Source organism: Candidatus Anoxymicrobium japonicum, assembly GCA_002843005.1.
GTDB classification, from domain to species: domain Bacteria; phylum Actinomycetota; class Geothermincolia; order Fen-727; family Anoxymicrobiaceae; genus Anoxymicrobium; species Anoxymicrobium japonicum.
This window is the reverse complement of sequence record PHEX01000020.1, coordinates 1-23,801: the sequence shown is the minus strand read 5'-3', so window position 1 is coordinate 23,801 and position 23,801 is coordinate 1. Positions and strand designations below refer to the sequence as shown.

Below are 23,801 nucleotides of genomic sequence, written 5' to 3'. Positions count from 1 at the left end.
GTGGGTTGTGTCGATGAGCGTTGGGGAGAACGAAGGGAATGAAATGAAGCAGGATGACTTCACGGGGAAGTGGGCGTTGGTGACCGGCGCGGGCGGCGGCATGGGACGCACAACCTCGCTCGAGCTCGCGCGCGCCGGCGCGAATCTGATACTGGTGGACATAAGCGGCGAGGCGATAGGAACTGTCGCCAGGGAAGTAGAGGCGCTGGGCGTCGAGTGTCAGACTTTCTGCGTGGACGTTACTGATTTCGACCAGATCAATAGCATGGCGGACACTGTCAAGGCCCACTACGGCGCGGTGGACATCCTTGTCAACAACGCGGGCGTCGCACACATGGCGCACATTGTGGACACTACAATCGATGAGTGGAAGAAACTGTTAGACATCAATCTCTGGTCCATCATCTACATGGTAGGCGCGTTCGCGCCTGAGATGATAAGGAGAAAATCGGGCCATATCGTTAACATCTCGAGCGGCCAGGCTTTCTTTGCGGTGCCGAGCTGGGGCGCTTACGCAACCACCAAGTTCGCCGTTGATGGTTACAGCGAGGCGCTGCGGTACGAGCTTTATTCGAGCGGCGTGAGCGTGTCCTGTGTCTATCCTGGAGTTGTCCGCACCTCGTTTTACGATTCCATAACCGGCGGGCTACTGGTGCGGCTCGGAATGAAGTTCATTCTTGCCACCGCCATGAAGCCGGAGGCGATGAGCAGGCTGATAGTCAAGGGCATTCGTAAGAACAAGAAAATGATCATGCCTCTCGCCATGCGGCCGATCTACGCGCTCAAGCCGATCATGCCGCTGCCGTTCGAGATCGTTGGAAAGGTCGTCGCCAGGGCGCTCCGCAAAGAACGCTAGAAAGAAGCCTGATTTAGTTCAACCGCTCGAGCGCCGATTGATACTTTGAGCGGACGCGCGGTGGGAAAGGAAACGACATGTGTAAACCAAGTGCCCCTTTCCATAAATACGGTAACGTATCGAGAGCTCGCTTGCGAGTATTTATGGAATGGGGCACCAAGGATATGTGCGGGAGCGTTTCTGGCGTTTCTGCTCACACTGGCTTTTGTCGCGCCGTCGTTCTCCACGCCGCAGCCGCCCCGTGCCGCGGGTGGCGCAAGCGGGCACGGTCTTGGCATGAAGCTCTCGAAGCCCGATCTTTCGCGACGGATAGACAGGCGCTCATACGGGCTGGACAGCATTCCACTCGCGGCATCCATCGATCTTTCGGCCAGCCTCCCGCCGGTAAAGAATCAGGGCAGTTACTCGAGTTGTGTTGGATGGGCTACCGGCTATTACGCTAAGTCTTTCTACGAGAAGAAGGAGCATCCAACCTGGGACATGACGGATGAGCGGCGCCAGTTCAGCCCCCAGTTTGTGTGGAACGGAATAAACGGCGGCCAGAACGAAGCCACCAGCATTTACGACGCATTGCGGTTCATGGAGCAGAACGGGAACACGGATTGGGAACAGTTTCCATACGAGGGATCAAACTATGCCGAGCAGCCGAACAGCCAGTCCGTGGAGGCGGCAAAACAGTACAAAATCAGCGACGACTGGGGTTATTTCTTCAGCAACATATCGTTTCCGAATTATTACAACAACAACATTTCCGACCTCAAGGCGTGGCTCAGCAGTGGGAAGCCGGTTGTCCTGGGCATTCCCATATATGGCGACTTTCCCGATTTCGGCAGCAACCCGTCGTCCTCTTTCTATGACTACGACGGCAGCGCGGAGTTCGAGGGAGGCCACGCCGTTTTTATCGCCGGTTACAACGATAACGCGGGTGGGCCGGGTCAAGGAGGCTTCCTTATGATCAACTCGTGGGGCCCCACATGGAACGGCGCCGGCCGGGTGTACTTGAGCTACGATTTCGTGGCTCACTACGTCCCTGAAGCCTGGTACATGTCCGATATGGACTCTACTCCGTCGCTCTCCTCGATATCGCCGGCGGGTGGCGAACCGGGCCAGTTGGTGACTGTCAGTGGGAGTAACCTTGGGGCTGACAGGCGGAGCTCGCGTGTCGGTTTTGATGGCGGGGCGAGCGGTCAAGTTGTGTCGTGGACGAATTCACAGGTCAAGGTTCGGGTTCCAGCCAGCGCGCGGTCGGGCGTTGTCTACGCCTACGATTGGAACGGCGAAAAATCCAACGGCAAGGCGTTTGCCGTTGGGAAAGGGTCGTACGCGGCAGCCAACTGGTTGCTCGCGGAAGGTTCCACCTGGCCCGGCTTCGATGAGTGGGTGCTTCTGCAGAATCCCAACAGCCAGGCGTCTAACGTGAGCATCGCGTTCTTGACACCGGGCGGGCCGGTCGACGGGCCAGGTGTAATTGTGCCGGCCTTGAGCCGGACCACTGTCCACGTCAACGAGTACGTGCCGAACGCGGACGTATCGACCGCCGTAACGGTCACGAGCGGCGCGTCAATCTGCGCTGAGCGCGCGATGTACTTTTCTACTCCTGACGGCAAGTGGGGTTCTCACGACTCTATCGCCGCGGAGGGAGTGGCGGACACCTGGTACCTGGCCGAGGGCGCCACCTGGCCCGGCTTCGACGAGTGGATACTGGTGATGAACCCGTTTGACAGGACCGTGAACGTGAGCGTGACGTTCCAGACGCCAGGCGGAGAGATTGTCGGGCCCGAGTTGAGCCTTGCCGCCGGCACGAGGCAGAGCGTTCACGTAAACGAATACGCGCCGAACTCTGATGTGTCGGCGAAAGTGTGGTGCACGACTTCCGGCTACGGCATCGTCGCCGAGCGCTCCATGTATATTCACACCCCTGACGGGAAGGTGGGCTGCCATAACTCTATGGGCGCAACTGAGGCCTCCGGGGCGTGGGGGCTCACGGAAGGCGCCACCTGGCCCGGATATGAGGAGTGGGTACTGGTAGCGAACCCGACTTCGAAAGACGCTGTTGCGGATTTCTTTTTTCTTACGCCGGATGGCGTATCTGAAGGGCCTGCTGTCACTGTGCCGGCGGGCAGGCGCATCTCCGTGCGCGTGAACGACTATCTACCGGACTCTGATGTGTCCACGATGATATTCACCAGGTCTGAAGACATGAGTGTTGTCGCGGAGAGGGCGATGTATATCTCGAGCCCTGACGGGAAGCGAGGCGCGCATAACGCGCCCGGCTCGATCTACTCGAGCATGGACTGGTTGCTTCCGGAGGGGTGTACTTCGCCGGGTTTCGACGAGTGGGTGCTCGTGATGAACCCGGACGAGGATGTGACCGCGAACGTGCAACTGACGTTCATGACACCGCAAGGCCAGGTGGAGGGCCCCACGGCATCGTTGCCCCCCGCCACGAGAACGACTTTTCACGTCAACGACTATGTAACCGGTGACGTGTCGACCAGGGTGACAAGCGAGCAATATGTCATAGCGGAGCGGGCTATGTACATGAATTCGCCACAGAGCAAGACCGGCGCGACCTGCTCGCTCGGCGTCATCACGTCGCCACCTGCAAAAACGCATAATGGGGTCAAACCAAAATATGCGTTTTGTAACAGATAAATGATGGGAGCGCGCATAAAACGCATATTTTGGTTTGACCCCATTATGCGTTTGTAGTTGGACTTCAAGTAAAGGTAGTTTGAGAAAACGGCCCGGCTCCTTCCCTGTCTACAACCAGGCGCCGCAATGCGGTAAAATCACTTTTTACCGTGACTTGTTTGTGAATGTTCGAAAAGCGAGGGAAGGCATGAAAGTCAGATGTGACGTCTGTGGGCGCGAGTTTGAAAAGACTTACGAGGACATGGAACCGCATATGTGCAGGTCGTGCCAGCCGCTGGGCAAGGACGCCTGCGCCGTGTGCGAAGGCTGGTGCTGCCAGAGGCCGAACGAGGAGGGGCGCATCGCCTTGCTCGATGACGAGAAAGAGCGATTCGGTTTCAAGCGCGACTGGATGTGGGCGGAGCCGTGCAGGTGGCGCGACCCATCTTCAGGATTGTGCATTTTGCGCGTTCGTTTTCAGCCGACAGTCTGCAAAGAATACGTCTGCGAGGAGATGGTGAAGTCGGCGAAGGAGAAGGTTGACAAGCGCGCCGGCGACGCGCGCGCGAGGCGCTCGAGGTGAATGATCTCGGCCGGCGGGTGACGTCAAGGTGAAGGTAGCGATCGGAGCGCTCCTGGCTCTTGCCGGCACGGTGCTGATCAACTACAGCAACTTTCTCCAGAAGCGTCAGTTGGCCAGCCTGCCGCTCATCGGCAAGACGTCCGTCATCAAAACGATCCGGGCCTTCTTTGGTTGCCGTCCGTGGCTTTCCGCCCAGGGCATGCAGATAGGCGGTACATGGTTGCACAACATCGCCATCGCGTTCGCTCCGTTGTCTATTGTGCAGCCGATCAACGCTTCGGGCATCTGCCTGCTGGTGGTTCTCGCGATCACGCGCCTCAAGGAGAAAGCGTCCATCGTCGATTGGCTCGGCATCGGCTCGATTGTCGTGGGCGTTCTGATGCTTGGGGTAACGCTTGTCAGGTCACACGACACGACCAATGGATATCGTCCCGTGATTCTCTGGTTCTTCATCATTTTGATGGCGGGAGTCGCGCTCTCCACCCTCGTGGCGTCGTTTATCAGGACGGACGAGCGCGCGTCTTCCTTTCTCGGCATCGGCGTCGGATGCCTGGTAGGGCTGACCGCTATATTCACGAAGATGGCATGGACCGACATAGGTAACCAATGGGCGGAGTTCAAGGTCGCGGGCTTTGCGTACTCCTCATTCTTCTGGATGGCGATCATCATAACGCTTATTGCCATGGTGTTCTTTCAGACGGCGCTCCAGCGAGGATCCGCCATCGTCGTCATCCCCCTGGTCACAGGCTTCAGCAATCTCATCCCGATTATCATCGGGCTTATTGCTTTTCGCGAGCCGTTTCCGCAAGGAACCCTGATGGTTTTTCTGAGACTGGGCTCGATACTACTCATTATCGGTGGAGCGGTTCTCCTGTCCCTGCGTAAGAAAGGCGGCCAGGCGAAGATCATCTACAAGGAGTGCGCTTAACTTTGAGGTCAGGCGCCGTCTACCGCTAAAGCGGTAGACGGCGCCTGACCCCTCTTAAACTTTAAAAAAAAGACCTGCTCCCAAAGTTAAGTGGCTTAAGAGAAAAGGGCAAGCTCGAGCGCCCGCCCTTTTTCACGAAGTCACTTCTTATTCCTGGATCACTTCGAACCTATCAATGTCGGCCAGGCTACCCACAGGCTCATTCACCCAGATGGTCTTGACCTTCATGCCGACTTTCGCGTCCTTCCAATCAAACCCGGCGATTGTCCCGATGATCCACGTGTCCGCGCCATCCAGCTTGATCATCGCGGACAGCCTGGGGTTGTCAAGAGGGTTGCCCCTCACGTCGGACATTTCGACCGTGTAAGCCATCACCACCCCTGTATCCGCGACTTCGACAACCTCATCGATGTCGATGTAGCACTTGCGGCAGAATGTCGGGCCCGGGACGTATACCGCCTGGCACTGTGGACATTTGATGCCGCGGATTTTTTTCTCCTTCATGCTGTCAACGAGAAGCCGCAGGCCGGCGCCGTTGATCAAGTAATTGTATGTGGAGATGTCCCACATGCCCTGTACCTGTCGGGTTTCTTCTCCCATCTCGAATGTCATCTCGCGCACCTCCTTGCCTTAGCCGTGCCGGGGCTCGTCACCGAGCACTATGACTGTTACAAACTGAAACATGCCGCCCCAACCGTGGGATACGGCGTTTTTGATCTTTTTGGGGATCTGATGGCCACCTTCTATTTTGCGCATGATCTGAAGCGCGCATTCTGCTGGTCTGCTCATCGCGGACGCCCCGATCGCGTTTGTCGAGAAGACCCCGCCGCTCGCGTTTGTCGGCAACTCGCCATCGATATTGAGAGCGCCGCGGTCGAGCATGACGTGCGCCTCGCCTTTCTTGCACAAACCGAGCCTCTCCAGCCACAAGAGCGACTGGTGGGCAAAGCCATTGTACATCTCGGCCATATCGATTTCTCTGGATGGATCCTTGATGCCGGCCATCGCGTACGCCTTAGCGGAGGCGATCTTCGCCGGCTCTTGCTCAGCCGGATCGGTTATCTGACCCTCGATGAAATTGCCTGTGGCCGGGTCGGACGTCGCGCATCCGACGCCGTTGATCCACGCGACAGCCTCGGCGATCTTTTCGACCTTGTCCTCAGACGCCACGATAGCGACCGTCGCCCCGTCGCTGGTCGGGCAAGTGTGCCCGAACCGGAGCGGCCATGAAATGAACGGTGTAGCCTGGACGTCTTCGACGGTTGTTTTCTTTCGCAGGTGCGCGTACGGGTTGAGCGCCGCGTTTGAGCGCTCAAGAGAGGCCATCTTGTCGATGTGCTCCGGGGAGGCGCCGGAGTGGTGCAGGTAGCTCTGTGCCTGGTACGCGGCGGCGCCTGTCGAGCCTCCGCCCATCCCGCACATCCCTTTGCCGCCGAAGAGATCCATGCCGTGCTGTGCCATGCAGATGGCCTCAGGCATGACAATGCCGGCCAGCCCGACTTGCGCATCTCCTTCTGATTGCTTCTCCCAGGAGATCGCCATGACGACATCGTGCATGCCGCTTGCTACGTGGTGGTAGGCCGCTTGCAGCACTGACATCCCGGTGGTGCCGCCGGTCGCGATACGGATATAAGGCTTGTTCAGTGCCCTGGCGTGCTCTACCGCCCAGAGATGGGGGAGGTTTACGCCCTCGAACGATTGCATGTTGCCAAATGTGATGGCGTCGATGTCGTCCGGGGTCAACTTCGTATTTCTGAAAGCCGCGTCAACGGCCTCACTGATCATCTCCACGATGTTGACGTCTTTACGCTTACTGACGAACACCGGTGTGTAGCCTATGCCGATTATTCCAACGTTTCTCATATGTTATCCCTCCTCGGTGCTCAGAACCATGACGGCGTTATGTTGCGCGCAGAAGCCGTCCTGGCCATGCGCCACGGCGGTCTTCGCGCCCGATATCTGGGCATCGCCAGCGGCGCCCTGGAGCTGACGCACGCACTCGGCGATTCGCACCAGCCCGGCCGCGCTGAACAGGTATGCGCCCAGCCCTCCGCCTGATGGGCAGACGGGCATGGCGCCGTCGATGTCGGCCAGACCGTTATCCGCGACCTTGCCGGCGCTGCCCTCGTCGAAGAGGCCGAGGGCCTCCGCGATGATTGGCTCCTGGTGCGCGAACTTCGCACTGACCTCGGCTACATCTATCTGATCGGACGGTTTGCTGATCCCCGCCATCTTATAGGCGCGCTCCGCGGCCATTCTGGCGGAGGTGGATGAAGCAAGGTCACGCTCGCCGATGTAATAGCTTTCTACAGAGTTGCCCATGCCCTTGATCCAGACCGGCTTGTCCGTGAGCTTTTTCGCGCGCTCCTCGGAGGCGAGGATCATCGCGCACGCCCCATCGGTGAACGGGTAGCATTGGAGCTTGCGAAGCGGCTCGTAGAGACAATCGCTTGCCAGGATATCCTCCGCTGTCGCGTTTGCTTTTGCCTGGATCGCGTTCGGGTTCTTTGCCGCGTTGCGCAAGAGGCGCGCCGCGATATTGTTCAAATCACCCTCGGACGCGTTGTGTTTCTCGAGGTAGGCTTTCGCCTGGAGCGCCGCGGTCGAGAGCTCGTTCAAGAGCCCCAACTGGCGGTCGTAGGTCGGGTTCAACTGGTAATCCATCATCAGATATGGCCGGAATGTCGACGCCCCCGAACTGTTGCCCACAACCAGGGCTGTGTCATGAGCGCCGGACATCAGCCGCATAGCCGCGTAGGAGGCGGCCCAGAGGCCATCGGCTTCGACGTGGGTTTCATCTTTCATATAGGCGCCAACGGGCGTATCCTCGAAGACGTTGGCGATTGTGTGCCCGACCTCGAAGTCGTTCGAGTTGAGCACGAATGTGTCGATGTCATGCCTGGTCATTCCCGCGTGGTCGAACAGGCCACGCACCAGTTCGAAGAGCATACGTTCGCGCGTCGTTCCAATAGCGCCGCTCATGACCTGCGCCTGTGCCACTATTGCGATTTTTCTCATTTATCTACCCCCTGATCAACTGGCTCGAAGTGGCTCAAGTCCGCGAGGCTATCCTCAGGCGAATCCTTGAACACGGCTTTGACCCGCATGCCCACCCGCACGTCAGCCGGCGCGATGTCCTTGACTTCGGCCGGAAGCAACGACGTGGCGCCGTCGAGCTTGATGAGCGCGAGTACGCTCGGGGCATCTGCATTCTCGAGAAGACCCTTGTTCATTGTCACGTGCCCGATGGTGTAGTTCTCGATCGTGCCACCTGTGCCCAGCTCGACCCACTCGGTCATTATCGAGTTGCACTTGCCGCAATACTTGCGTGGGGGAACGACTATCGCGCCATCTCCTGGGCACTTGACCCCGAGGATTTTCTTTTGCCCCAGACCCTTGATGTATCGCTCGATATATTGTCCCACGCGGTAGTTGTACGTGAAATCGAGCGGGGCCACGACATTGGCGACGATTCTCTCTTGCTTCGCTGACATTGACTCACCTCCATCATTGAATAAACAGCCTGCTTAACATTCGGTCTATGTCAAAACCAGTTGATTCTATAACGGGTTGGCATTGCTGTAAACAGGTGGGGCGCCATCGCTTAACTTTTGGGGTCAGTCCCACATGGCGCACTGACCCCAAAAGTTAAGTTATTATAGAACGATGAGCAAGATACTGATCATTGAAGACGAGGTGTCCCTTGCCGAGGCGCTCAAATATACGTTGGGCAAAGAGGGTTACGACGTGGATATCGCCCACGACGGGGCGGAAGGGCTCGAGAGGTTCACACGGGCCGGGGCCGATTTGCTGGTGCTCGACCTGATGTTGCCGACGATGGATGGGCTCAAGATCTGCAGGCGGGTGCGCGCTGTGTCATCGGCGCCTATCATCATGCTTACGGCGAAGGATTCAGATGTGGACGAGATCCTTGGCCTCGAGATGGGGGCCGACGACTATATAACAAAGCCGTTCAACATGCGCACGCTCACAACCAGGGTGAAGGCGGTGCTCCGCAGGTCGGCGGAAGGGCCCGCCGCGGGGGAGGGCTCGGTCAGTTGGGGCGATATCGCCATGAACCGTGAGAAGCACGAAGTCATTGTGCGAGGCAGGCAGGTGCGGTTGACTCCGATCGAGTACCGGATCCTCGAGGTTTTGCTCATGAGGCCGGGGAAGGTTGTCGGCAGGGAGAAAATGCTGGACGTTGTCTGGGGCGGCTACTACGGGTCGGGCAGGACGCTCGACGTCCACATCCGCCATCTCCGCGAAAAGATCGAGCGGGATCCAGCGCGGCCGGTCTATGTGACGACGGTGAGGGGCACGGGCTACAAGCTCGGCGTCCCGGCCGAGGAGCGAACGAATGCGTAGCCTCAAGAGGACGTTGCTCGTGAGGTACGCCGCTGCAGTCGTTCTGATCGTCTTGATGGTGGGGCTTGTCCTGGCTTTCGTGCTGCACGCCGGCCTTTCGGAAGGAATTTCCTTTCTGGTCGGGTTGGTGATATTGCTGGGTTTGCTTGGCGGCATCACTATTTGGACACAGCGGACACTCCTCGCGGATCTCAAGGAGATAGGGCGCGCCCTCGAGAAGATCGTCGTTGAGAACGATCTCGACCGTATGCCTCAGCCCAGGCTCGAGGAACTGAACGACCTCGCGCAGGACATGGACGCGATAGCCTCGAAGGTGCGCGAGAATTACAGACTCCTCTCCCAGGAGAGGGACAGGCTTCAGACGATACTCGAGAACATCAACGTTGGAATAATTGTGGTCGGGAAGGATCTCAAGACGCGAATGATCAACCCCGTTGCGCAGAATCTCTTTGAAACGGAGGAGAGGTTTGCGCTTGGAAGGACCTTTACGGAGATACATCATGCGCCGTCGATCAACAAGGCGATAGAGGACGCGCGACGGGGCGATAGAGTCGCCGTGGAAGTCGTCATCACCCTGCCGCACAGGCGGACGCTCGAGGTGCGCTCGAGCCCGATCCATAGCGACTCAGGGAAGATCGCCGGTGTCATCTGCATTCTCGAAGACGTTACCGAGAGGCGCCGGCTGGAGAGCATCAGACGCGATTTCGTGGCGAACGTATCGCACGAGTTGCGGACTCCAATCGCGAACATGAGGGCGGTTGTTGACGCGCTCCTGACGGGGGCCGCGCTGGAGCAGGACGCGGCGGCGAGGTTCACGCTCGATCTCGACCGCGAATCCAGGCGGCTCGCGGACATCATCGAAGATCTACTGGCGCTATCGAGGCTCGAGTCTCAAAAGAGTGAGCCCGACGATGAATCGTTTGTGGCGTCCGAGTTGTTGAAAGAGATTGTCGAAGAGAAGGCCGAACTTGCTTCAAAGAATGACATCCAACTGACGTTTGGCATCGATGACGCTGCCATCATGTTGACCGGCAACCGCAAGCTCATCAAGACTGCCTGCCTGAATCTGGTGGACAACGCTATCAAGTATAACCGGCCTCGCGGGAGCGTTGAGATTTCGGTGGGCCATAAAGATGAAAGCGTTTTGATAACGGTCGCCGACACAGGCATCGGCATCCCGGCCCCGGAGCGGCACAAGATATTCGAGCGATTTTACCGCGTGGACAAAGCTCGCTCGCGCGAGACCGGCGGCACCGGTCTTGGCCTGTCGATAGTAAAACACGTGGCCGAATGTCATGGTGGCACTGTTCATGTCGAGAGCACCGTGGACGCGGGCTCAAAGTTCATCCTGGCGCTACCAACATAGGGGTCTACCTTTACGGCGTAGGGGGGTCTGGCAACGTCTACCGCAGCGGTAGACGTTGCCTGACCCCGCCGCGTCTACCGCGCAGCGGTAGACGCTAAGGTAGACGGTGCCTGACCCCTGTTAAAAGATTAACCATTTCTTAAATTTTCCCTAACTCAAACTGAACCGGGCGCGTGTTAAGTTGTGCGCATGAAGATCAGGATCGCTTTGATGAGTCTGCTGCTGGCACTGGCTCTTTTCTTTGCCATCGCAGGTTGTGGCATGCGGAAATCTTCAGAGTACAGTGGCAAAGTCAAAGTGTCCGGCTCGACCACCGTCCTTCCCGTTTCGCAGGAGGCCGCCACTCAATTTTCCGACCGTAATCCCGCCGCGCGCATCGACGTCCAGGGGGGGGGCTCGAGTGTCGGCATCGCTCAACTCCAGCAAGGCGTTGTCGAAATCGGCAACAGCTCGCGAGATCTTGACTCAGGCGAGGGAAACGGCAAACTCAAGGATCACAGAATCGCATTTGACGTTATAGCCCTGGTCGTACACCCGTTGATGCCGATATCCAACCTCTCCGGCGATGAGGCCAGGGACATATTCACGGGCATGATCACAAACTGGAAAGCGGTGGGCGGCCCGGACGAGGAGATTGTCGTGGTCATCCGCGATCAGGCTTCCGGTACGCGCGAGATGTTCGACAAGAAAGCGCTTGGCTCTACCGATGAGGCGCCCGTCGAATGTGCGCCATCGGCCATAGAGTCCTCGAGCAACGGAGTCGTCCGAGAGATTGTTGCGGCCACCAGTAACGCGATCGGATACATATCGTACGGCTACGTGGACAGGCGCCTCAAGGCGATATCTTTCAACGGAGCGCCACCGACGGTAGTCAACGCCGGCACGGGCAGATATTCGATAGCCCGCTACCTTCACATGTTCACCAGGGGTGAGCCGAAGGGCGCGGTCAAGGGATATCTCGATTTTGTGTTGAGCGACAGGTTTCAAAGGGAGATCGTGGCCACGGAGTATGTTCCGGTAAAGGACGTCAAAATAAAATGAGCCATGAGGGATCGCGAGCCGGCAAGACGACGGTGACGAAGGCTATCGCCATTGGCGACCGCGACCGCCTGATCAAGTTTGTGATGTTCGCGTGCGCTTCACTTTCTTTTTTCGCCATCCTCATAATCATCCTGTTCATATTTCGGAAGAGTTTGCCGGCGATCAAGGAATTGGGAATCGGCGATTTGTTCCTGTCCACCAGATGGTCCCCGAAGACTGGCCACTACGGAATGCTGGCGTTTACGTGGGGGACCTTGCTGACCACGACTTTCGCCATGCTTCTCGCGGCGCCGCTGGGAATAAGTACAGCCGTGTTTGTGGAACAGATCGCGCCGGTGAGAATGGGGAAACTGGTGAGGAGAGGGATAGAGCTGCTGGCGGGCGTCCCCTCGGTTGTGATCGGCTGGTTCGCGCTGACGATGCTCGTGCCGCTGATACGGGGCATGACCGCTTCGGCGGGCTTCGGGATCATGGCCGCGTCTCTCGTCCTTGTTGTCATGTCTCTGCCAACGATCACGACATTGAGCGTGGAGGCGATGCGCGCCGTGCCACCGGAGCTTCGTGAGGCGTCGGTGGCAATGGGGGCGACGCGGTGGCAGACCATCTACAAGGTGCTGTTGCCGTCCGCGCGGGAAGGCTTGATTATCGCGATAATACTTGGCATGGGACGCGCGATCGGCGAGACCATGGCGGTCCAGATGGTAATCGGCAACGCGAGAGGAGTTGCCTTTTCACCGTTTGCGAGAACCAGCACCTTGACCACGCGCATTGTAACGGACATGGGAGAGGCCACCGGCGTCTTTCGATCCGCGCTTTTCGCGCAGGCTCTAATGCTCCTGTTGCTCGCGGTGTTCCTGATCGCTTGCGTCAGGTTAATAGGACGCCGGAGAGGAGTCGCGTCTTGAAAGGCAAACGCGCTGACAGAGTGGCGACAACGGTGTTTTGGATCCTTGGCATGATAGTGGTCGCTCTTCTGGTCTTCATAATCCTCGAGATACTCGCGCGAGGGTTGTTGACGGCGCTGGATCCGAGATTTATCTTTGGAAAGCCACAGGCGATAAAGAGCGGCGGCGGGATATTTCCCATGATAATCTCCTCGCTTTACCTCGTTGTCTTGAGCCTTCTCATATCCCTTCCGCTCTCGATCGGCGCCGCTATCTACCTCGCGGAGTTTGCCAGCAAAGGCAAACTGGCAGGATTCATCAGGTTTTGTCTGGACACCCTTGCCACCTTGCCTTCAATCGTGTTCGGTCTTTTTGGGATGGCGCTGTTCGTCATTTACTTGTCGTGGAGTTACTGCCTGATCGCGGGCGCCTGCACTCTCGCGATCCTTAACTTGCCTATACTGCTGCGCGGCACGGAAGAGGCGATCAAGCTGGTGCCCGACACATATCGCGAGGCGTCGATGAGCCTGGGCGCGAGCAAATGGACCACTATAAGGCAGGTCGTGATACCGGGCGCGATGCCAGGCATATTGACGGCGACCATCCTGCCTATCGGGAGGATCGTGGGCGAGTCCGCCGCGATAATATACACAACAGGTCTTTTTGTCCGCAACATTCCGCTGAGCCCGTTTGACACGGCGGCGCCACTTGCGGGCTACGTCTGGTACGCGCAGACGGAGGGCCGGGGTGATTACTACCGTGTTGTCAACGGCGGCGCGGCGCTGTTGTTGCTGATGGTGTTGTTTGTCTACTTCATAGCGAGATACGCCGGGCGCAGGTACCAGGAAAAGAAGCTCTTAGGAGGATGATGGAAACAACCGAAACCGGGATCGCGGTCGAGAACAAGATGGAGATCAAGAACCTGACCATGTACTACGGCGGGTTCAAGGCCATAGAAGACATTACGTTCAACGTTCTCCCCAGGCGCATAACGGCGCTGATCGGACCGTCCGGCTGCGGCAAGAGCACACTTGTGCGTGGCCTCAACCGGATGAACGATCTTGTCGAAAATTGCCGTGTCGAGGGCGAGGTTGTTCTCGATGGCGAGAACATCTACGGGCATGGGTACGACACCATCGGGTTGCGCCGCACGGTCGGCATGGTCTTTCAGAGGCCGAACCCCTTTCCCAAGAGCATTTACGAAAACGTCGCGTACGGGCCAAAGCTCATCGGAATCAACAAGAAAGATGAGCTGGACGCGATTGTCGAGGAGAGCCTCAAGAAGGCCGCGCTCTGGCACGAGGTGAAAACAAACCTCCAGGAGTCGGGGATGCGCCTTTCGGGCGGCCAGCAGCAGAGGCTTTGCATCGCGCGCGTCATCGCGGTTCAGCCCGAGGTTATTCTTTTCGACGAGCCGTGTTCCGCGATAGACCCCGTCGCGACCCAGCTCATCGAGGATCTCATGGCGGAGCTCAAGCGGAATTACACTATTGTGATAGTGACGCACAACATGCAGCAGGCGGCCAGAGTTAGCGATTACACGGCGTTTCTACTGGTCTTAGAGCAGGGCCAGCCGGGAAAACTGATAGAATACAACGATACAAACACTATCTTCACCAATCCCGAGGACAAACGGACGGAGCGGTACATCACAGGGCGCTTCGGGTAAAAGGTCAAGTCGGGGAAGGAGCATGAAGGACATGGAAGGGCGCAAGACGTTTCATCAACATCTTGAAGAGCTGTATCTTGAAGTGCTCAAGATGGCTAACAGCACCATTGACGTCATAGAGCGCGTCCGGGCCGCTTTCGCGAGCCTCGACGCCGTGGCCGCGGCAAGCATTATCGAAGGAGACGAAGTTCTCGACGATTACCTCATCAGGATAGAGGAGACCGGCATCGAGCTACTGGCGCGCCAGGCGCCGGTCGCCATCGACCTCAGAAGAATCATAGTGATAATGTGGTTCGCGCAGAACCTGGAGCGGGCGTGCGACAACTGTGTGAACATCTGCAAAGCGATCCTCAACCTCAAAGATCATGCGATTTCACCCTGGATTTTGGAGAACATGGACAATATGTTCCAGGTGGCTGAAATGATATTCGTCACATCGATAGAATCCTTCAAGGAGTGTGACACGCGCAAGGCCAGTGGGCTCTCCGGGATGGACGATGTTGTTGACCGCATTAATCGCACCTTCCTGACCTCGTACAAAGGAGACAGCGAGGAGGAGCTCGAGCTTGCCATCCGTGTTGTCATGATCGCGCGCTTCATCGAGAGGATAGCGGATCATGCGGTCAATATCGGCGAGAACGTGCGCTACATGGTAACCGGCGAGTTCATAGATTAATCATAGGGGTCAGGCACCGTCTACCGCTAAAGCGGTAGACGTTGCCTGACCCCCCCTACGCAGTAAAGGTAGACGTTGCCTGACCCCTGGTTGGTTTGGTTGTTAAGTGGTAAGCAGTTTCTTTAGGCTGTCTTCCTTGTCTATGGAAGTGACCGCGATAACTGTGTCTCCCGGCGCCAGGATGTGTTCCCCTTGCGGGATGACAACGTCGTCGTTCCTGATAATAGATACGAGCACACAGTTTGATGGCAGCCCGAGATCCTTTATCTTTGACCGGCAGGCGTTGCAGCCTTCTGATGGGATGTCCACCTCCACGATCGCCACGCGGCCCTTCTTGAGAACGCCCAGGGTGATTATTTCGCCGACTGTGGACTCCTCCTCGATGAGGTGGCTGATGACCGTGGTGCTCGATATCGCGTCTATCCCCATGAGGTTGAAGATGTGCTCGTTCTTGGGATTGTTCACGCGGGCGACCGCGCGTGAGACGTCAAACGATGTTCTTGCGAGCTGGCAGGCAACCAGGTTGTCGTCATCGTCGCCGGTAACCGCAGCGAAGACGTCGGCCATGTCGACACGGGCTTCCTCCTGGTAGCGGTAATCGCAGGCGTCACCATGAATGACCATCACCGACGCGCCCGTGGCGAGCTTCTGGCAGGTGGCCTCGTCCTTCTCGATTACCACCACAGTGTGCTGGCCTGACAGTTTTTTTGCCAGGAAAGAGCCGACTTTACCTCCGCCGCTTATTACGATATGAATTGTTCTCACTCCTTTTGACTCGGTCGAGGGACTTCTCGAGCTTCTCCAGTCTTTTTGGTGTAGCGAGCGCCGTTATGATGTCTCCATCCCGGATGATGAAGTTGTCATCGGGCAGGTGGCCCGTTGTCCTTCTCGTGATGTATGCGAAGCTCATGCCGGAGAGATCCCGAGCCCAGCCGACACTTTTGTTTTTCCAGTTGGCCGGGCACTCGAATTCAACGAGGTCGAACTTGTTGAAGAAACAGGATGCTTTGACCGCGACGAGCGGCTTGAGGATGCGCTCGTGAAGCGATTGGGCAAGGAGCCTCGTTCCGCAGACGTACGGCATGCTCAGCGCCTGGTACGTCTGCTCTTTGTCGAGATTGAACAGACGCGCCATGACATGGGGAACGCCATAGATGTGTCTTGCGACTTCCACCGCCATGAGGTTCGTGTTGTCGAACTTCGTGACGGCCACAAAGGCGTCGGCGTTTTCGATCCCCGCCGCCGTAAGTGTTTCTTCGTCGAAGACGGTTCCCTCGAGGGTATTGCCGTTGAACTGTTTCGGGAGACGCTTGAAGAGGGATGGGTTCGCGTCGATAACGGTTACATCGCAACCTTCCATGAAGAGCACGTACGCGAGGTGCGCGCCGACCTGGCTGCACCCGCCTATTATCACTTTTGCCTTCTCGGACGCCTGGCCGGTCACGGCGGCGTCCGGCGTCTCAACAGGGAGCATGCTGACGGGACAGGCGCCAGAGACGAGGGCGCTTTCCCCGAGGAAGTTCATGATGACGCGCCACCCTTCCTTGCGCAACGCCACTATCACGTGGTCTCCCGTTTCCAGCATGATGTCCTGTGTCCGGTCGAGCTCCATGTTTGATCGCACCACTGTTATCAGTCTCGAGTTCACGCCGGAGTTGAGGTTGCCAGCTGGTATTCCCCGCGACATCAAGCTGATGCTGAATTCGACCACCTGTATGCCCACATCCAGCCTGTCCTGTTGAACTATCACGTCTTCCCGCTGGAACAGCTTCTCGCGGATGTGGTCGGTTACGAGAGTGGTTCCGCACACGTAATCTATCCCCATCTTGAAGTAGGTGAGCTCCTTTTCCGGGCTGTAGAGCCTCGACAGCACGTGCGGAACCTCGTAGATGCTGGAGGCGACCTCGGCGGCCATGAGATTTGTATTGTCGAAGTTGGTGACCGCCACGAAAGCGTCGGCCTGCTCGATGCCGGCTTCCACCAGCAACTCCTCGTCGAATGCGATGCCCTCGAGGGTGATGCCGTTGAAGGTGCCGCCGAGCCTTCTGAAAGAAGATTGATCCTTGTCAATGACGACTACATCGTGGCGTTCGTATGAAAATGCTTGCGCGAGCGCCGAACCGGCCCGCCCGCATCCCGCGATTATGATGTACATGTTGGTTTCATTGGTTTCACCGCATCAAACGGAAACGGTTCGGCATCTGTCACTTTTCTTTCTTCTCTCTTGAGAGGCCCCACCTGCGCGCGTTCCATAATATTAAAATGGCGGCGACCAGAATAATGAACGCTATCAGATTGTCCCACTCGAAGGATCGAGAAAACGCTTGTCCTTGCGCGACAACCTCGATAGAGTCGGCGTGTATATCGGTGTCTCCACCGTGCCGCGCGCAGGCTCTGTGAAAGACGCCGGTGATCCTTACGGTAGATCCCTTGTTCTTGTACCCGCCGAATACCTTAATTTTGCGCGCCTGCTGCTCGGGGACCCAGACGGCGATGCCCATGTTCGATATTCCGACGAGCTTCCCGCCTTCCTCGACGCTCTTCTTGCTGTACGCGTCGTCGTTTACCGTGATCCAGGCGAACACGCCGCGCGTCATCATGTCACCGACGGCCTCGCCCTGTATCGTGATCGTGCGGTTGTCGTACTTGCGCATGTTTTCGACGAGCTCTGTCGTGGTTACGACGCCATCCGCCCCGGCGCTCACCGAAGTCGCCGCTGCCGCCGCGCAGAGCAGTCCCGCGCAAAGGATCGCGAGTGACACCGCAATGATTATCTGCTGGCGCGGCTTTCTCATGTCCTGTGTGTCACCTTTCCTCTGAAGAGGGCCACGGCCATCCCGAAGAGCGCGAAAATCGCCACGAACTCGAGCCTTCCCGCCCACATCTCGAAGATATACCAGGTCTTCAGGAGCGCGGGCATGAGAGGCGTGGCCAGGCCCGCTGAAAGACCTGTGTTGCTGCCCGCAGAAACCGCGTCAAAGAACGCCACTGAAGGTTCGTATCCGTATATGATGCCGAGCAACCCTCCGATGAAGTAGATCGCCACGTAACTCAATAGAATGAGCATGGTGTTCCTTATGAGGAGTTCGTCCAGCCAGATGTCCTTCACGTGATGGATCTTCTCGCGTACCACGGCTGATTCCGGCGACACGATGCCTTTGATGTCTCTCCACACGGATTTCGCGAATATCCCCATGCGAAGGCCCTTGACCCCGCCCCCGGTCGAGCATGCGCTCGCGCCGATGGCCATGGCGAGCGTGATAGCCCACATCGCTATAAAGCCGAACTCTTTGAAAAAAGACGTCGCGTACACGGTGACGTTGCCCGTGCCGGTGTGCCCGGACATCAAGTTGTAGAAGCCTTTGCGGAAGAATTCCGTGAGCGTCGTGTACACCTGTATCTTGGAGAACCCGATGGCGAGCACGAATGTGGTAATCGCCACGGTTATCGTGAACGACCTGATCTCGATGTTTTTGTGTATCTCGTTGCGCTTTCGCGTCCAGACGGAGTAATGAAGCGCGAAGTTGAACGACCCGATCGCGAAGACGACCAGTGTAATGGCCTCGATGACAAAGCTGTGATAGTAGAGGAGGTTCAGGCTCTGCGGCGCGAACCCTCCCGTGGACCAGGCGCCCATGAAGAGCCAGATCGAGTGAAGAAAACCGCGGCCCGCGGGCATGCCTTCGCGCATCAGGAAGAGCCAGAGAAGGAGGCTACCGATCCAGAGGTATGTCAGGCTTATCATCCAGATGGCGCGCGCGGTGCGAATGACGTTGGGGAGGAGCCTCTCCTCCTTGCCCTCGCTCGCGTATAGCTTGAACGCGCCCGCGGTGCCGGCGAACAGGAATGTCAGCGCAATGACTATGATGCCCTGGCCACCGGCGTAAGTGAGCAGGTGCCGCCACATGTTGAGGCCGTGCGACACGTGGTCGAGATCCTGGAGCAGGAAGAGGCCTGTGGTGGTGCACCCGCTCATGAGATCGAAACAGGCGTCCAGGTAGGACTTGAAGTGCCCCGACAGCATGTGCGGGATCGCCCCGAACATCACCGCGACGAGCCAGCCCGCCGATGCCACCATGAGCCCGTGAAACCACGCCAGGTCGCGCTTGACCTTGCAGGTGATCTCCATGGCGAGCCAGAACGTGACGCATGCGGCGATGCCGACAAGGAAATCCAGAACCGCGTTCCACTCGGTTGAGATGATCGCGACCACGAGCGGCACGGCCATGATGATACCTACGCCCAGGATGACGCGGCCGATGCCCCAGCCTATGAGTTTCAGGTCGTCGCGCGTGGGCCTGAGAATCATGTCATCACGACTTTGACGATCAGAAGGATGAGGAGCGCTATGATCGAGATGCCCACAACGGCCGCCGTCTCGATCGCGATCCCGAGGGCGTAGCCGGCCCACCGCCGCCACCAGCGTAGCCGACGATCGCGCGTGTTTTTGTTATTTGCCATCTCAACCTCTCAGCATGGACTACCGACACCGGCAATCCGTTGAAGGAATTATAGAACAACGTGGGCCACCCCGCTTGAGGGCGTAGTCAACCGTGACGGAAAGGCCGAAATCGCGTTAGAATGCCGGTGTTGAAGGATGCGCATGGGAAATGTCGGTAGCAAACAGTTGACATCAAGACCAACAACGCCAGCGTCGACAGCGGACATTTCGGCAGTTGCCGAAGCGAAGCTCGTTGCGGAAAAGCCCGCTGAAGAAGGCTGCAGGGGTCTGGAACATCTGAAAGGGAAAAAGCAGAAGTTCGACTGATTTGGCGAAAGCACTTGAACAAAGATCGCCCGTTCTGCGGGCGGTCTTCTTTTTTGTCAGACGGCGGAGGGAGTGGGATTTGAACCACCCCACGCGCCGCGCAACGCAGGTCACTCAATCTCGGTAGTCTCCACGACAAGCTCATTGATCGAAGGGGGCGCGTGATTCGATGAAAAACGCAACACCTGGGGTCAGGCCCCCTTTGTTGCGTTTTCTATTTTTGTAGCGCGTTCGCGGCGCGCGGTGACCCCTGGACGAGGGATCTTTCCCTCAGGGCGCCTTTGGCGCGTTCAACTCAGACGAGCGTCGAACCGCCATCGGCGAGTATCGTCTGTCCCGTGACATAGCTTGCCGCGTCCGACGCCAGGAAGACCGCCAGCCCCGCCATTTCCGGTGGTTGCGCCATGCGGCCCAGGGGTATATTGCCTTCGATCGCCTGCTTAAGGGCGTCGTTCGACCAGAGGGCTCGCGAGAACTTTGTCCGCACCAGGCCGGGAGCGATACCGTTTACCCTGACGCCCTTCGACCCCAACTCCTGCGCGAAGGCTTTTGTGACCATGTCGAGACCGGCTTTGCTGATGCTGTAGATTCCCAGCCCGGGCATGGGCCTGTACGCAGCCTCGGTGCTCAAGTTGATTATTGAGCCGCCGCCTTTTTCTATCATGATCGCGGCTACCGCTTTGGTGAGGAAGAAGACTCCCTTGAGATTAACGTCCATTATCTTATCCCAGGCGCGCGTCGAGGCGGATTCCATGAGTGGGCCGAAGATCGGGTTTGTCGCGGCGTTGTTGACGAGGATGTCAACTGTTCCGAACGCATCGAGGGTTCCATCGACGATCGTTCGCAGCGAATCGATATTGCCCATGTTGGCGGGTATGCAGACAGCTTCACCGCCCGCGGCCTCGATCTTGTCCTTGACCGCGTTCAAGCCATCGATCTTTCGGCTCGAGAGCGCGATTTTCGCGCCGAACTCGGAGAGCGCCATCGCGATCGCCTCGCCGATGCCTCTGCTGCCCCCTGTTACGATAGCCACCTTGCCACTCAGGTCAAACATCTCTTTATACACAAGAAAACTCCTTCCCGTTCTTGAGCCGCGTCTCTCAGGCGCGGCGGATGAGCGGCCCGAGAGACGCCCTCAAGCGGAGGGGCGGACAGGCGCGGTTCCATCTGGCCTAAAGATGCAGACAGGCTTGATAAGTAATAGAATATCTTTTTTGAACGGCACAGTGTGGGTATTGATGAAAGGAGATGGAAGATGGCTGATGAGATAAGGTTTGATGGCCGGGTTGCTGTAGTAACCGGCGCCGGAGGAGGCCTGGGCCGCGCGCACGCCCTCCTGCTTGCTGACCGCGGAGCGAAGGTCGTGGTGAACGACCTCGGAGGCGCCATGGACGGGGAAGGGGCGGACGCGACCCCGGCTCAGAAGGTGTGCGACGAGATCAAGGCGATGGGTGGAGAGGCGGTTCCGAACTGCGAGAGCGTCTCGGAGTGGGACAGCGCCCAGAAGATCGTCCAGAGCGCTATCGACAGCTTTGGCAAGATCGACATCCTCATCAACAACGCGGGCATCCTGCGCGACAAGGGCATTATCAAGATGGACATCAACGACTGGAACCTTGTGCTGGACGTCCATCTCTCGGGGACCTTTTTCTGCACGAAGGCCGCGTTTCCTTACATGAAGGAAGCCGGATACGGGCGGATACTTTCTACCGCGTCGGCCGCGGGCCTCTACGGGAACTTTGGCCAGACTAATTACGGCGCGGCGAAGATGGGCATCGCCGGGATGATGAACTCGGTGAAGCTCGAGGGCGCGAAGTACAACATTAAGGCGAACACGCTCGTCCCGGTCGCGGGAACAAGGCTTACCGCGACAGTCATGCCTCCGCAGGTTGTCGACAAGCTGAAGCCGGAGTTCGTGTCTCCGCTCGCGGCCTACCTGGTAAGCGAGGGATGCGAACTGACGGGAGCGATAATGATCGCGGGCGCGGGTTATTTCAGTCACGCGGCGGTTGTCGAAGGCCCGGGCTTCTTCTTTGAGGCGCCCGAGAAGGTAACCCCGGACGACATAGCCGCGAAGCTGGTCGAGATCGCAAACCTCGATGGCGCGGTCGAGTACGATTCGGCGCCGGCCCAGACGGGTCACGCGCTCAGCCACCTCAAGTTCGACTGATTTGGAGGTTTGAAGCATGCCAATAGACGTGGAGAAAGCCAGCGGCGCTGAATTGCCCGCGCTGACATTTGATTACGACCACAAGACGGTGATCCTGTATGCGCTTGGCGTAGGCGCCGGCGCCGGGGACGGAGACCTGAAGTTCTGCTACGAGAACCCCCCCGGTTTGTCGGTTTTGCCTACTTTCGGGGTTGTCCCGCCGTTCCCAGCGCTGATGAGCGTGTTTGGCGTCGAGGGTCTCGAGATCAATCCTATGATGATCCTGCACGGCGAGCAGTACCTGGAGATCCGCAAGCAGCCCGCTTCCGCTGGAGGCAAGCTGACCACAAGGTCCAGGGTCGCCAGGATCTACGATAAGGTGAAGATGGCGCTTATCGAGCTCGAAGCCGAGACGGTGGACGAGACGGGGGATGTCGTTTACTTCAACCGGTTCGGCGTTCTGGTGCGTGGAGAAGGCGGCTTCGGGGGAGAGAGGGCGCCTGGGATCGGCAACATTCCTCCGGATCGCGCGCCGGACAAGGTGCTCGAGATGAAGACGTCGCCGGATCAAGCGCTTCTTTACAGGCTCTCGGGAGATCCGAACCCGCTCCACGCGGATCCAAACTTCGCGGCCATGGCGGGATTCGACAGGCCGATCCTCCACGGACTGTGCACGGTCGGCTTCGCGTGCCGGGCGGTCTTGAAGGCTTACTGCGACAACGAGCCCGAGAGGTTCAAGTCCGTACAGGTCAGGTTCAGCAAGCCTGTTTTCCCGGGCGAGACGATTGTGACAGAGATGTGGGACACCGCGGACGGCAAGATTCTCTTCCAGGTAAAAACGGCGGAGCATCCCGATAACGTCAATATCTCAAACGCGGTTGTGGAACTCAACGACTGAAGCGAAACTGTCTTGCAATAGAAACGGGCCCGGCTTGTGCCGGGCCCGTTTCCGTCTCGGGGGCTCGTCCGTTTTCCCTGGATGTTTACCTGACTAGATGTCTATCGTGGTTGTGAAGCCGGGCTTGATGTTGTTTTGAGAAAACCAGCCACGATTGACCTCTATCGCGTAGCGGTATGTTCCTGGAGGCGTCACCGGGCTGAGGTCAAAAGGTTTCATGTCCTTGATGGCGAGCACTTTGCCGCTTGAGTCAATGAACGCGATCGAAAGCGGGATGGAGGTGTCCTTCATCCAGAAAGCCGTGTCGGTCTCTTTCCCGAAATCGAAAAGCATGCCGCTGTTCGATGCCAGTTCCTTCCGATCCATCAGGCCTTTCTGCGCCGTCGCCGGGAGGTTAGCGATCATGACGTCAAGAGAAACTACATTCCCATCATTGCTGAACGCGACGGTTGAGCCCTTGCAGCTTATTGCGAAAAAAATAGTTGAGCCGATCAGCATCACGGCAAGAATGTATGGCGTTACCTTTCGCAGGAAATGGGCAAGCGGCTTTACCGCTTCCACATAATCGATATGACCCCAGGTATTTTCGTGTACTCCAGCTCTAACTGTCATCTCAAGTCAATAGTTAGCCTTATGTCATCTTTTTCCTTCATTTGGCATATTTTTTTGTTGGCGTCAAATCCAGCTTATTGTGGAAACATCTAATGAAATGGCTTAACACTGGGATTTGTTGAGTATTTTGAAAGAATGGTCGTTGGTTAGAGAAGTCAAAAAAATATGGAGGCAAGGGCGTTTCTATGGTAAACCTCAGGTTCATAGTTTAAGGAAATGGGAGAAAAGTGCAGTTCTGTTACTAATGAAAATGATTGTTAACAGATGTTGAACAGTGATCTCCTCCCCCTCGAGGGGGAGGATTAAGGTGGGGGTGTGTCACATACCCCTCACTCCAACTCTCCAAGGGAAGATGGGGACCCATCTAGA

Annotated in this window: 23 protein-coding genes; 13 read left to right on the top strand and 10 right to left on the bottom strand. The window is 57.6% G+C overall.

The window, feature by feature from the left end; genetic code table 11:
• The first annotated feature begins 13 nt into the window (after positions 1-13).
• The 4 genes from CVT63_03330 (at position 14) to CVT63_03315 (ending at position 5,001) form a co-directional block, all read left to right on the top strand.
• Complete coding sequence (locus CVT63_03330) at positions 14-856, top strand: acetoin dehydrogenase (protein ID PKQ28356.1); 843 nt, start codon at positions 14-16, stop codon at positions 854-856.
• A 90-nt stretch (positions 857-946) separates the two neighbouring features.
• Positions 947-3,511 carry a hypothetical protein gene (locus tag CVT63_03325; protein ID PKQ28355.1) on the top strand — a complete coding sequence of 855 codons (2,565 nt, stop codon included), beginning with the start codon at positions 947-949 and terminating at the stop codon, positions 3,509-3,511.
• Positions 3,512-3,665: 154 nt separating this feature from the next.
• Positions 3,666-4,073, top strand: coding sequence for a hypothetical protein (locus tag CVT63_03320; protein PKQ28354.1), 408 nt, complete (start codon positions 3,666-3,668; stop codon positions 4,071-4,073).
• Between the two features lie 28 nt (positions 4,074-4,101).
• Positions 4,102-5,001, top strand: a complete 900-nt coding sequence (locus CVT63_03315; GenBank protein PKQ28353.1) for a hypothetical protein — start codon at positions 4,102-4,104, stop codon at positions 4,999-5,001.
• A 147-nt stretch (positions 5,002-5,148) separates the two neighbouring features.
• On the opposite strand, the gene CVT63_03310 is transcribed toward CVT63_03315, so the two are convergent.
• The 4 genes from CVT63_03310 to CVT63_03295 are packed head-to-tail and all read right to left on the bottom strand — an operon-like array spanning position 5,149 to position 8,495.
• Positions 5,149-5,613 carry a hypothetical protein gene (locus CVT63_03310; protein PKQ28352.1) on the bottom strand — a complete coding sequence of 155 codons (465 nt, stop codon included), beginning with the start codon at positions 5,611-5,613 and terminating at the stop codon, positions 5,149-5,151.
• An 18-nt stretch (positions 5,614-5,631) separates the two neighbouring features.
• Positions 5,632-6,864, bottom strand: a complete 1,233-nt coding sequence (locus CVT63_03305) for a hypothetical protein (GenBank protein PKQ28351.1) — start codon at positions 6,862-6,864, stop codon at positions 5,632-5,634.
• A gap of 3 nt (positions 6,865-6,867) precedes the next feature.
• Positions 6,868-8,019, bottom strand: coding sequence for a hypothetical protein (locus tag CVT63_03300; GenBank protein ID PKQ28350.1), 1,152 nt, complete (start codon positions 8,017-8,019; stop codon positions 6,868-6,870).
• Complete coding sequence (locus CVT63_03295; protein PKQ28349.1) at positions 8,016-8,495, bottom strand: hypothetical protein; 480 nt, start codon at positions 8,493-8,495, stop codon at positions 8,016-8,018. Before CVT63_03295 ends, CVT63_03300 begins: the two co-directional genes overlap by 4 nt.
• Before the next feature lie 172 nt (positions 8,496-8,667).
• Between CVT63_03295 and CVT63_03290 the strand changes: the two genes are divergently transcribed.
• From CVT63_03290 to phoU, 7 genes are all read left to right on the top strand, one after another.
• The gene (locus tag CVT63_03290; protein PKQ28348.1) at positions 8,668-9,369 is read left to right on the top strand and encodes a DNA-binding response regulator; all 702 of its coding nucleotides are present in this window, start codon (positions 8,668-8,670) and stop codon (positions 9,367-9,369) included.
• Positions 9,362-10,735: a hypothetical protein gene (locus CVT63_03285; protein PKQ28347.1), complete on the top strand. Its 1,374-nt coding sequence runs from the start codon at positions 9,362-9,364 to the stop codon at positions 10,733-10,735. The genes CVT63_03290 and CVT63_03285 overlap by 8 nt, the downstream gene beginning before the upstream one ends.
• A 189-nt stretch (positions 10,736-10,924) precedes the next feature.
• On the top strand, positions 10,925-11,776 hold the full coding sequence (locus tag CVT63_03280) for a phosphate-binding protein (protein ID PKQ28346.1): 852 nt from the start codon (positions 10,925-10,927) through the stop codon (positions 11,774-11,776).
• On the top strand, positions 11,773-12,681 hold the full coding sequence (gene pstC, locus CVT63_03275) for a phosphate ABC transporter permease subunit PstC (GenBank protein ID PKQ28345.1): 909 nt from the start codon (positions 11,773-11,775) through the stop codon (positions 12,679-12,681). The genes CVT63_03280 and pstC overlap by 4 nt, the downstream gene beginning before the upstream one ends.
• Positions 12,678-13,529: a phosphate ABC transporter, permease protein PstA gene (gene pstA, locus CVT63_03270; GenBank protein ID PKQ28344.1), complete on the top strand. Its 852-nt coding sequence runs from the start codon at positions 12,678-12,680 to the stop codon at positions 13,527-13,529. The genes pstC and pstA overlap by 4 nt, the downstream gene beginning before the upstream one ends.
• Positions 13,529-14,329, top strand: a complete 801-nt coding sequence (gene pstB, locus CVT63_03265; protein PKQ28343.1) for a phosphate ABC transporter ATP-binding protein — start codon at positions 13,529-13,531, stop codon at positions 14,327-14,329. Before pstA ends, pstB begins: the two co-directional genes overlap by 1 nt.
• A 22-nt stretch (positions 14,330-14,351) precedes the next feature.
• Positions 14,352-15,005, top strand: a complete 654-nt coding sequence (gene phoU / locus CVT63_03260; protein ID PKQ28342.1) for a phosphate transport system regulatory protein PhoU — start codon at positions 14,352-14,354, stop codon at positions 15,003-15,005.
• A 102-nt stretch (positions 15,006-15,107) separates the two neighbouring features.
• Here phoU and CVT63_03255 read toward each other — a convergent pair whose 3' ends face one another.
• The 5 genes from CVT63_03255 to CVT63_03235 all read right to left on the bottom strand — a co-directional run bounded on the left by CVT63_03255 (position 15,108) and on the right by CVT63_03235 (position 20,827).
• Positions 15,108-15,770 carry a potassium transporter TrkA gene (locus CVT63_03255; GenBank protein ID PKQ28341.1) on the bottom strand — a complete coding sequence of 221 codons (663 nt, stop codon included), beginning with the start codon at positions 15,768-15,770 and terminating at the stop codon, positions 15,108-15,110.
• The gene (locus CVT63_03250) at positions 15,733-17,160 is read right to left on the bottom strand and encodes a hypothetical protein (GenBank protein PKQ28340.1); all 1,428 of its coding nucleotides are present in this window, start codon (positions 17,158-17,160) and stop codon (positions 15,733-15,735) included. The genes CVT63_03255 and CVT63_03250 overlap by 38 nt, the downstream gene beginning before the upstream one ends.
• Before the next feature lie 49 nt (positions 17,161-17,209).
• Positions 17,210-17,800, bottom strand: a complete 591-nt coding sequence (locus tag CVT63_03245; GenBank protein PKQ28339.1) for a hypothetical protein — start codon at positions 17,798-17,800, stop codon at positions 17,210-17,212.
• Positions 17,797-19,314, bottom strand: coding sequence for a cation transporter (locus CVT63_03240; protein PKQ28338.1), 1,518 nt, complete (start codon positions 19,312-19,314; stop codon positions 17,797-17,799). Before CVT63_03240 ends, CVT63_03245 begins: the two co-directional genes overlap by 4 nt.
• A gap of 754 nt (positions 19,315-20,068) precedes the next feature.
• Positions 20,069-20,827: a short-chain dehydrogenase gene (locus CVT63_03235; protein ID PKQ28357.1), complete on the bottom strand. Its 759-nt coding sequence runs from the start codon at positions 20,825-20,827 to the stop codon at positions 20,069-20,071.
• A 201-nt stretch (positions 20,828-21,028) separates the two neighbouring features.
• On the opposite strand from CVT63_03235, the gene CVT63_03230 reads away from it, so the two are divergent.
• Together CVT63_03230 and CVT63_03225 are read left to right on the top strand one after the other, a co-directional pair.
• Positions 21,029-21,943, top strand: coding sequence for a hypothetical protein (locus tag CVT63_03230; GenBank protein PKQ28337.1), 915 nt, complete (start codon positions 21,029-21,031; stop codon positions 21,941-21,943).
• 16 nt (positions 21,944-21,959) lie between these two features.
• A complete protein-coding gene (locus CVT63_03225) occupies positions 21,960-22,820 on the top strand; it encodes a 3-alpha,7-alpha,12-alpha-trihydroxy-5-beta-cholest-24-enoyl-CoA hydratase (protein ID PKQ28336.1) in 861 nt (286 codons plus the stop codon).
• A 93-nt stretch (positions 22,821-22,913) separates the two neighbouring features.
• On the opposite strand, the gene CVT63_03220 is transcribed toward CVT63_03225, so the two are convergent.
• Positions 22,914-23,432 (bottom strand): hypothetical protein, encoded by a 519-nt coding sequence (locus CVT63_03220; protein ID PKQ28335.1) that lies wholly within the window; start codon positions 23,430-23,432, stop codon positions 22,914-22,916.
• Positions 23,433-23,801 lie beyond the last annotated feature (369 nt).

Excerpts from the sequence above, each read along its gene's own strand:
- CVT63_03285 (PKQ28347.1), top strand. The coding sequence starts at position 9,362 with ATGCGTAGCCTCAAGAGGACGTTGCTCGTGAGGTACGCCGCTGCAGTC.
- CVT63_03305 (PKQ28351.1), bottom strand. The coding sequence starts at position 6,864 with ATGAGAAACGTTGGAATAATCGGCATAGGCTACACACCGGTGTTCGTC.
- CVT63_03225 (PKQ28336.1), top strand. The coding sequence starts at position 21,960 with ATGCCAATAGACGTGGAGAAAGCCAGCGGCGCTGAATTGCCCGCGCTG.
- CVT63_03290 (PKQ28348.1), top strand. The coding sequence starts at position 8,668 with ATGAGCAAGATACTGATCATTGAAGACGAGGTGTCCCTTGCCGAGGCG.
- CVT63_03295 (PKQ28349.1), bottom strand. The coding sequence starts at position 8,495 with ATGTCAGCGAAGCAAGAGAGAATCGTCGCCAATGTCGTGGCCCCGCTC.
- CVT63_03220 (PKQ28335.1), bottom strand. The coding sequence starts at position 23,432 with ATGACAGTTAGAGCTGGAGTACACGAAAATACCTGGGGTCATATCGAT.
- pstC (PKQ28345.1), top strand. The coding sequence starts at position 11,773 with ATGAGCCATGAGGGATCGCGAGCCGGCAAGACGACGGTGACGAAGGCT.
- CVT63_03245 (PKQ28339.1), bottom strand. The coding sequence starts at position 17,800 with ATGAGAAAGCCGCGCCAGCAGATAATCATTGCGGTGTCACTCGCGATC.
- CVT63_03250 (PKQ28340.1), bottom strand. The coding sequence starts at position 17,160 with ATGTACATCATAATCGCGGGATGCGGGCGGGCCGGTTCGGCGCTCGCG.
- CVT63_03300 (PKQ28350.1), bottom strand. The coding sequence starts at position 8,019 with ATGAGAAAAATCGCAATAGTGGCACAGGCGCAGGTCATGAGCGGCGCT.
- CVT63_03310 (PKQ28352.1), bottom strand. The coding sequence starts at position 5,613 with ATGACATTCGAGATGGGAGAAGAAACCCGACAGGTACAGGGCATGTGG.
- CVT63_03235 (PKQ28357.1), bottom strand. The coding sequence starts at position 20,827 with ATGTTTGACCTGAGTGGCAAGGTGGCTATCGTAACAGGGGGCAGCAGA.
- CVT63_03330 (PKQ28356.1), top strand. The coding sequence starts at position 14 with ATGAGCGTTGGGGAGAACGAAGGGAATGAAATGAAGCAGGATGACTTC.
- CVT63_03240 (PKQ28338.1), bottom strand. The coding sequence starts at position 19,314 with ATGATTCTCAGGCCCACGCGCGACGACCTGAAACTCATAGGCTGGGGC.
- phoU (PKQ28342.1), top strand. The coding sequence starts at position 14,352 with ATGAAGGACATGGAAGGGCGCAAGACGTTTCATCAACATCTTGAAGAG.
- pstB (PKQ28343.1), top strand. The coding sequence starts at position 13,529 with ATGGAAACAACCGAAACCGGGATCGCGGTCGAGAACAAGATGGAGATC.
- CVT63_03230 (PKQ28337.1), top strand. The coding sequence starts at position 21,029 with ATGGCTGATGAGATAAGGTTTGATGGCCGGGTTGCTGTAGTAACCGGC.
- CVT63_03280 (PKQ28346.1), top strand. The coding sequence starts at position 10,925 with ATGAAGATCAGGATCGCTTTGATGAGTCTGCTGCTGGCACTGGCTCTT.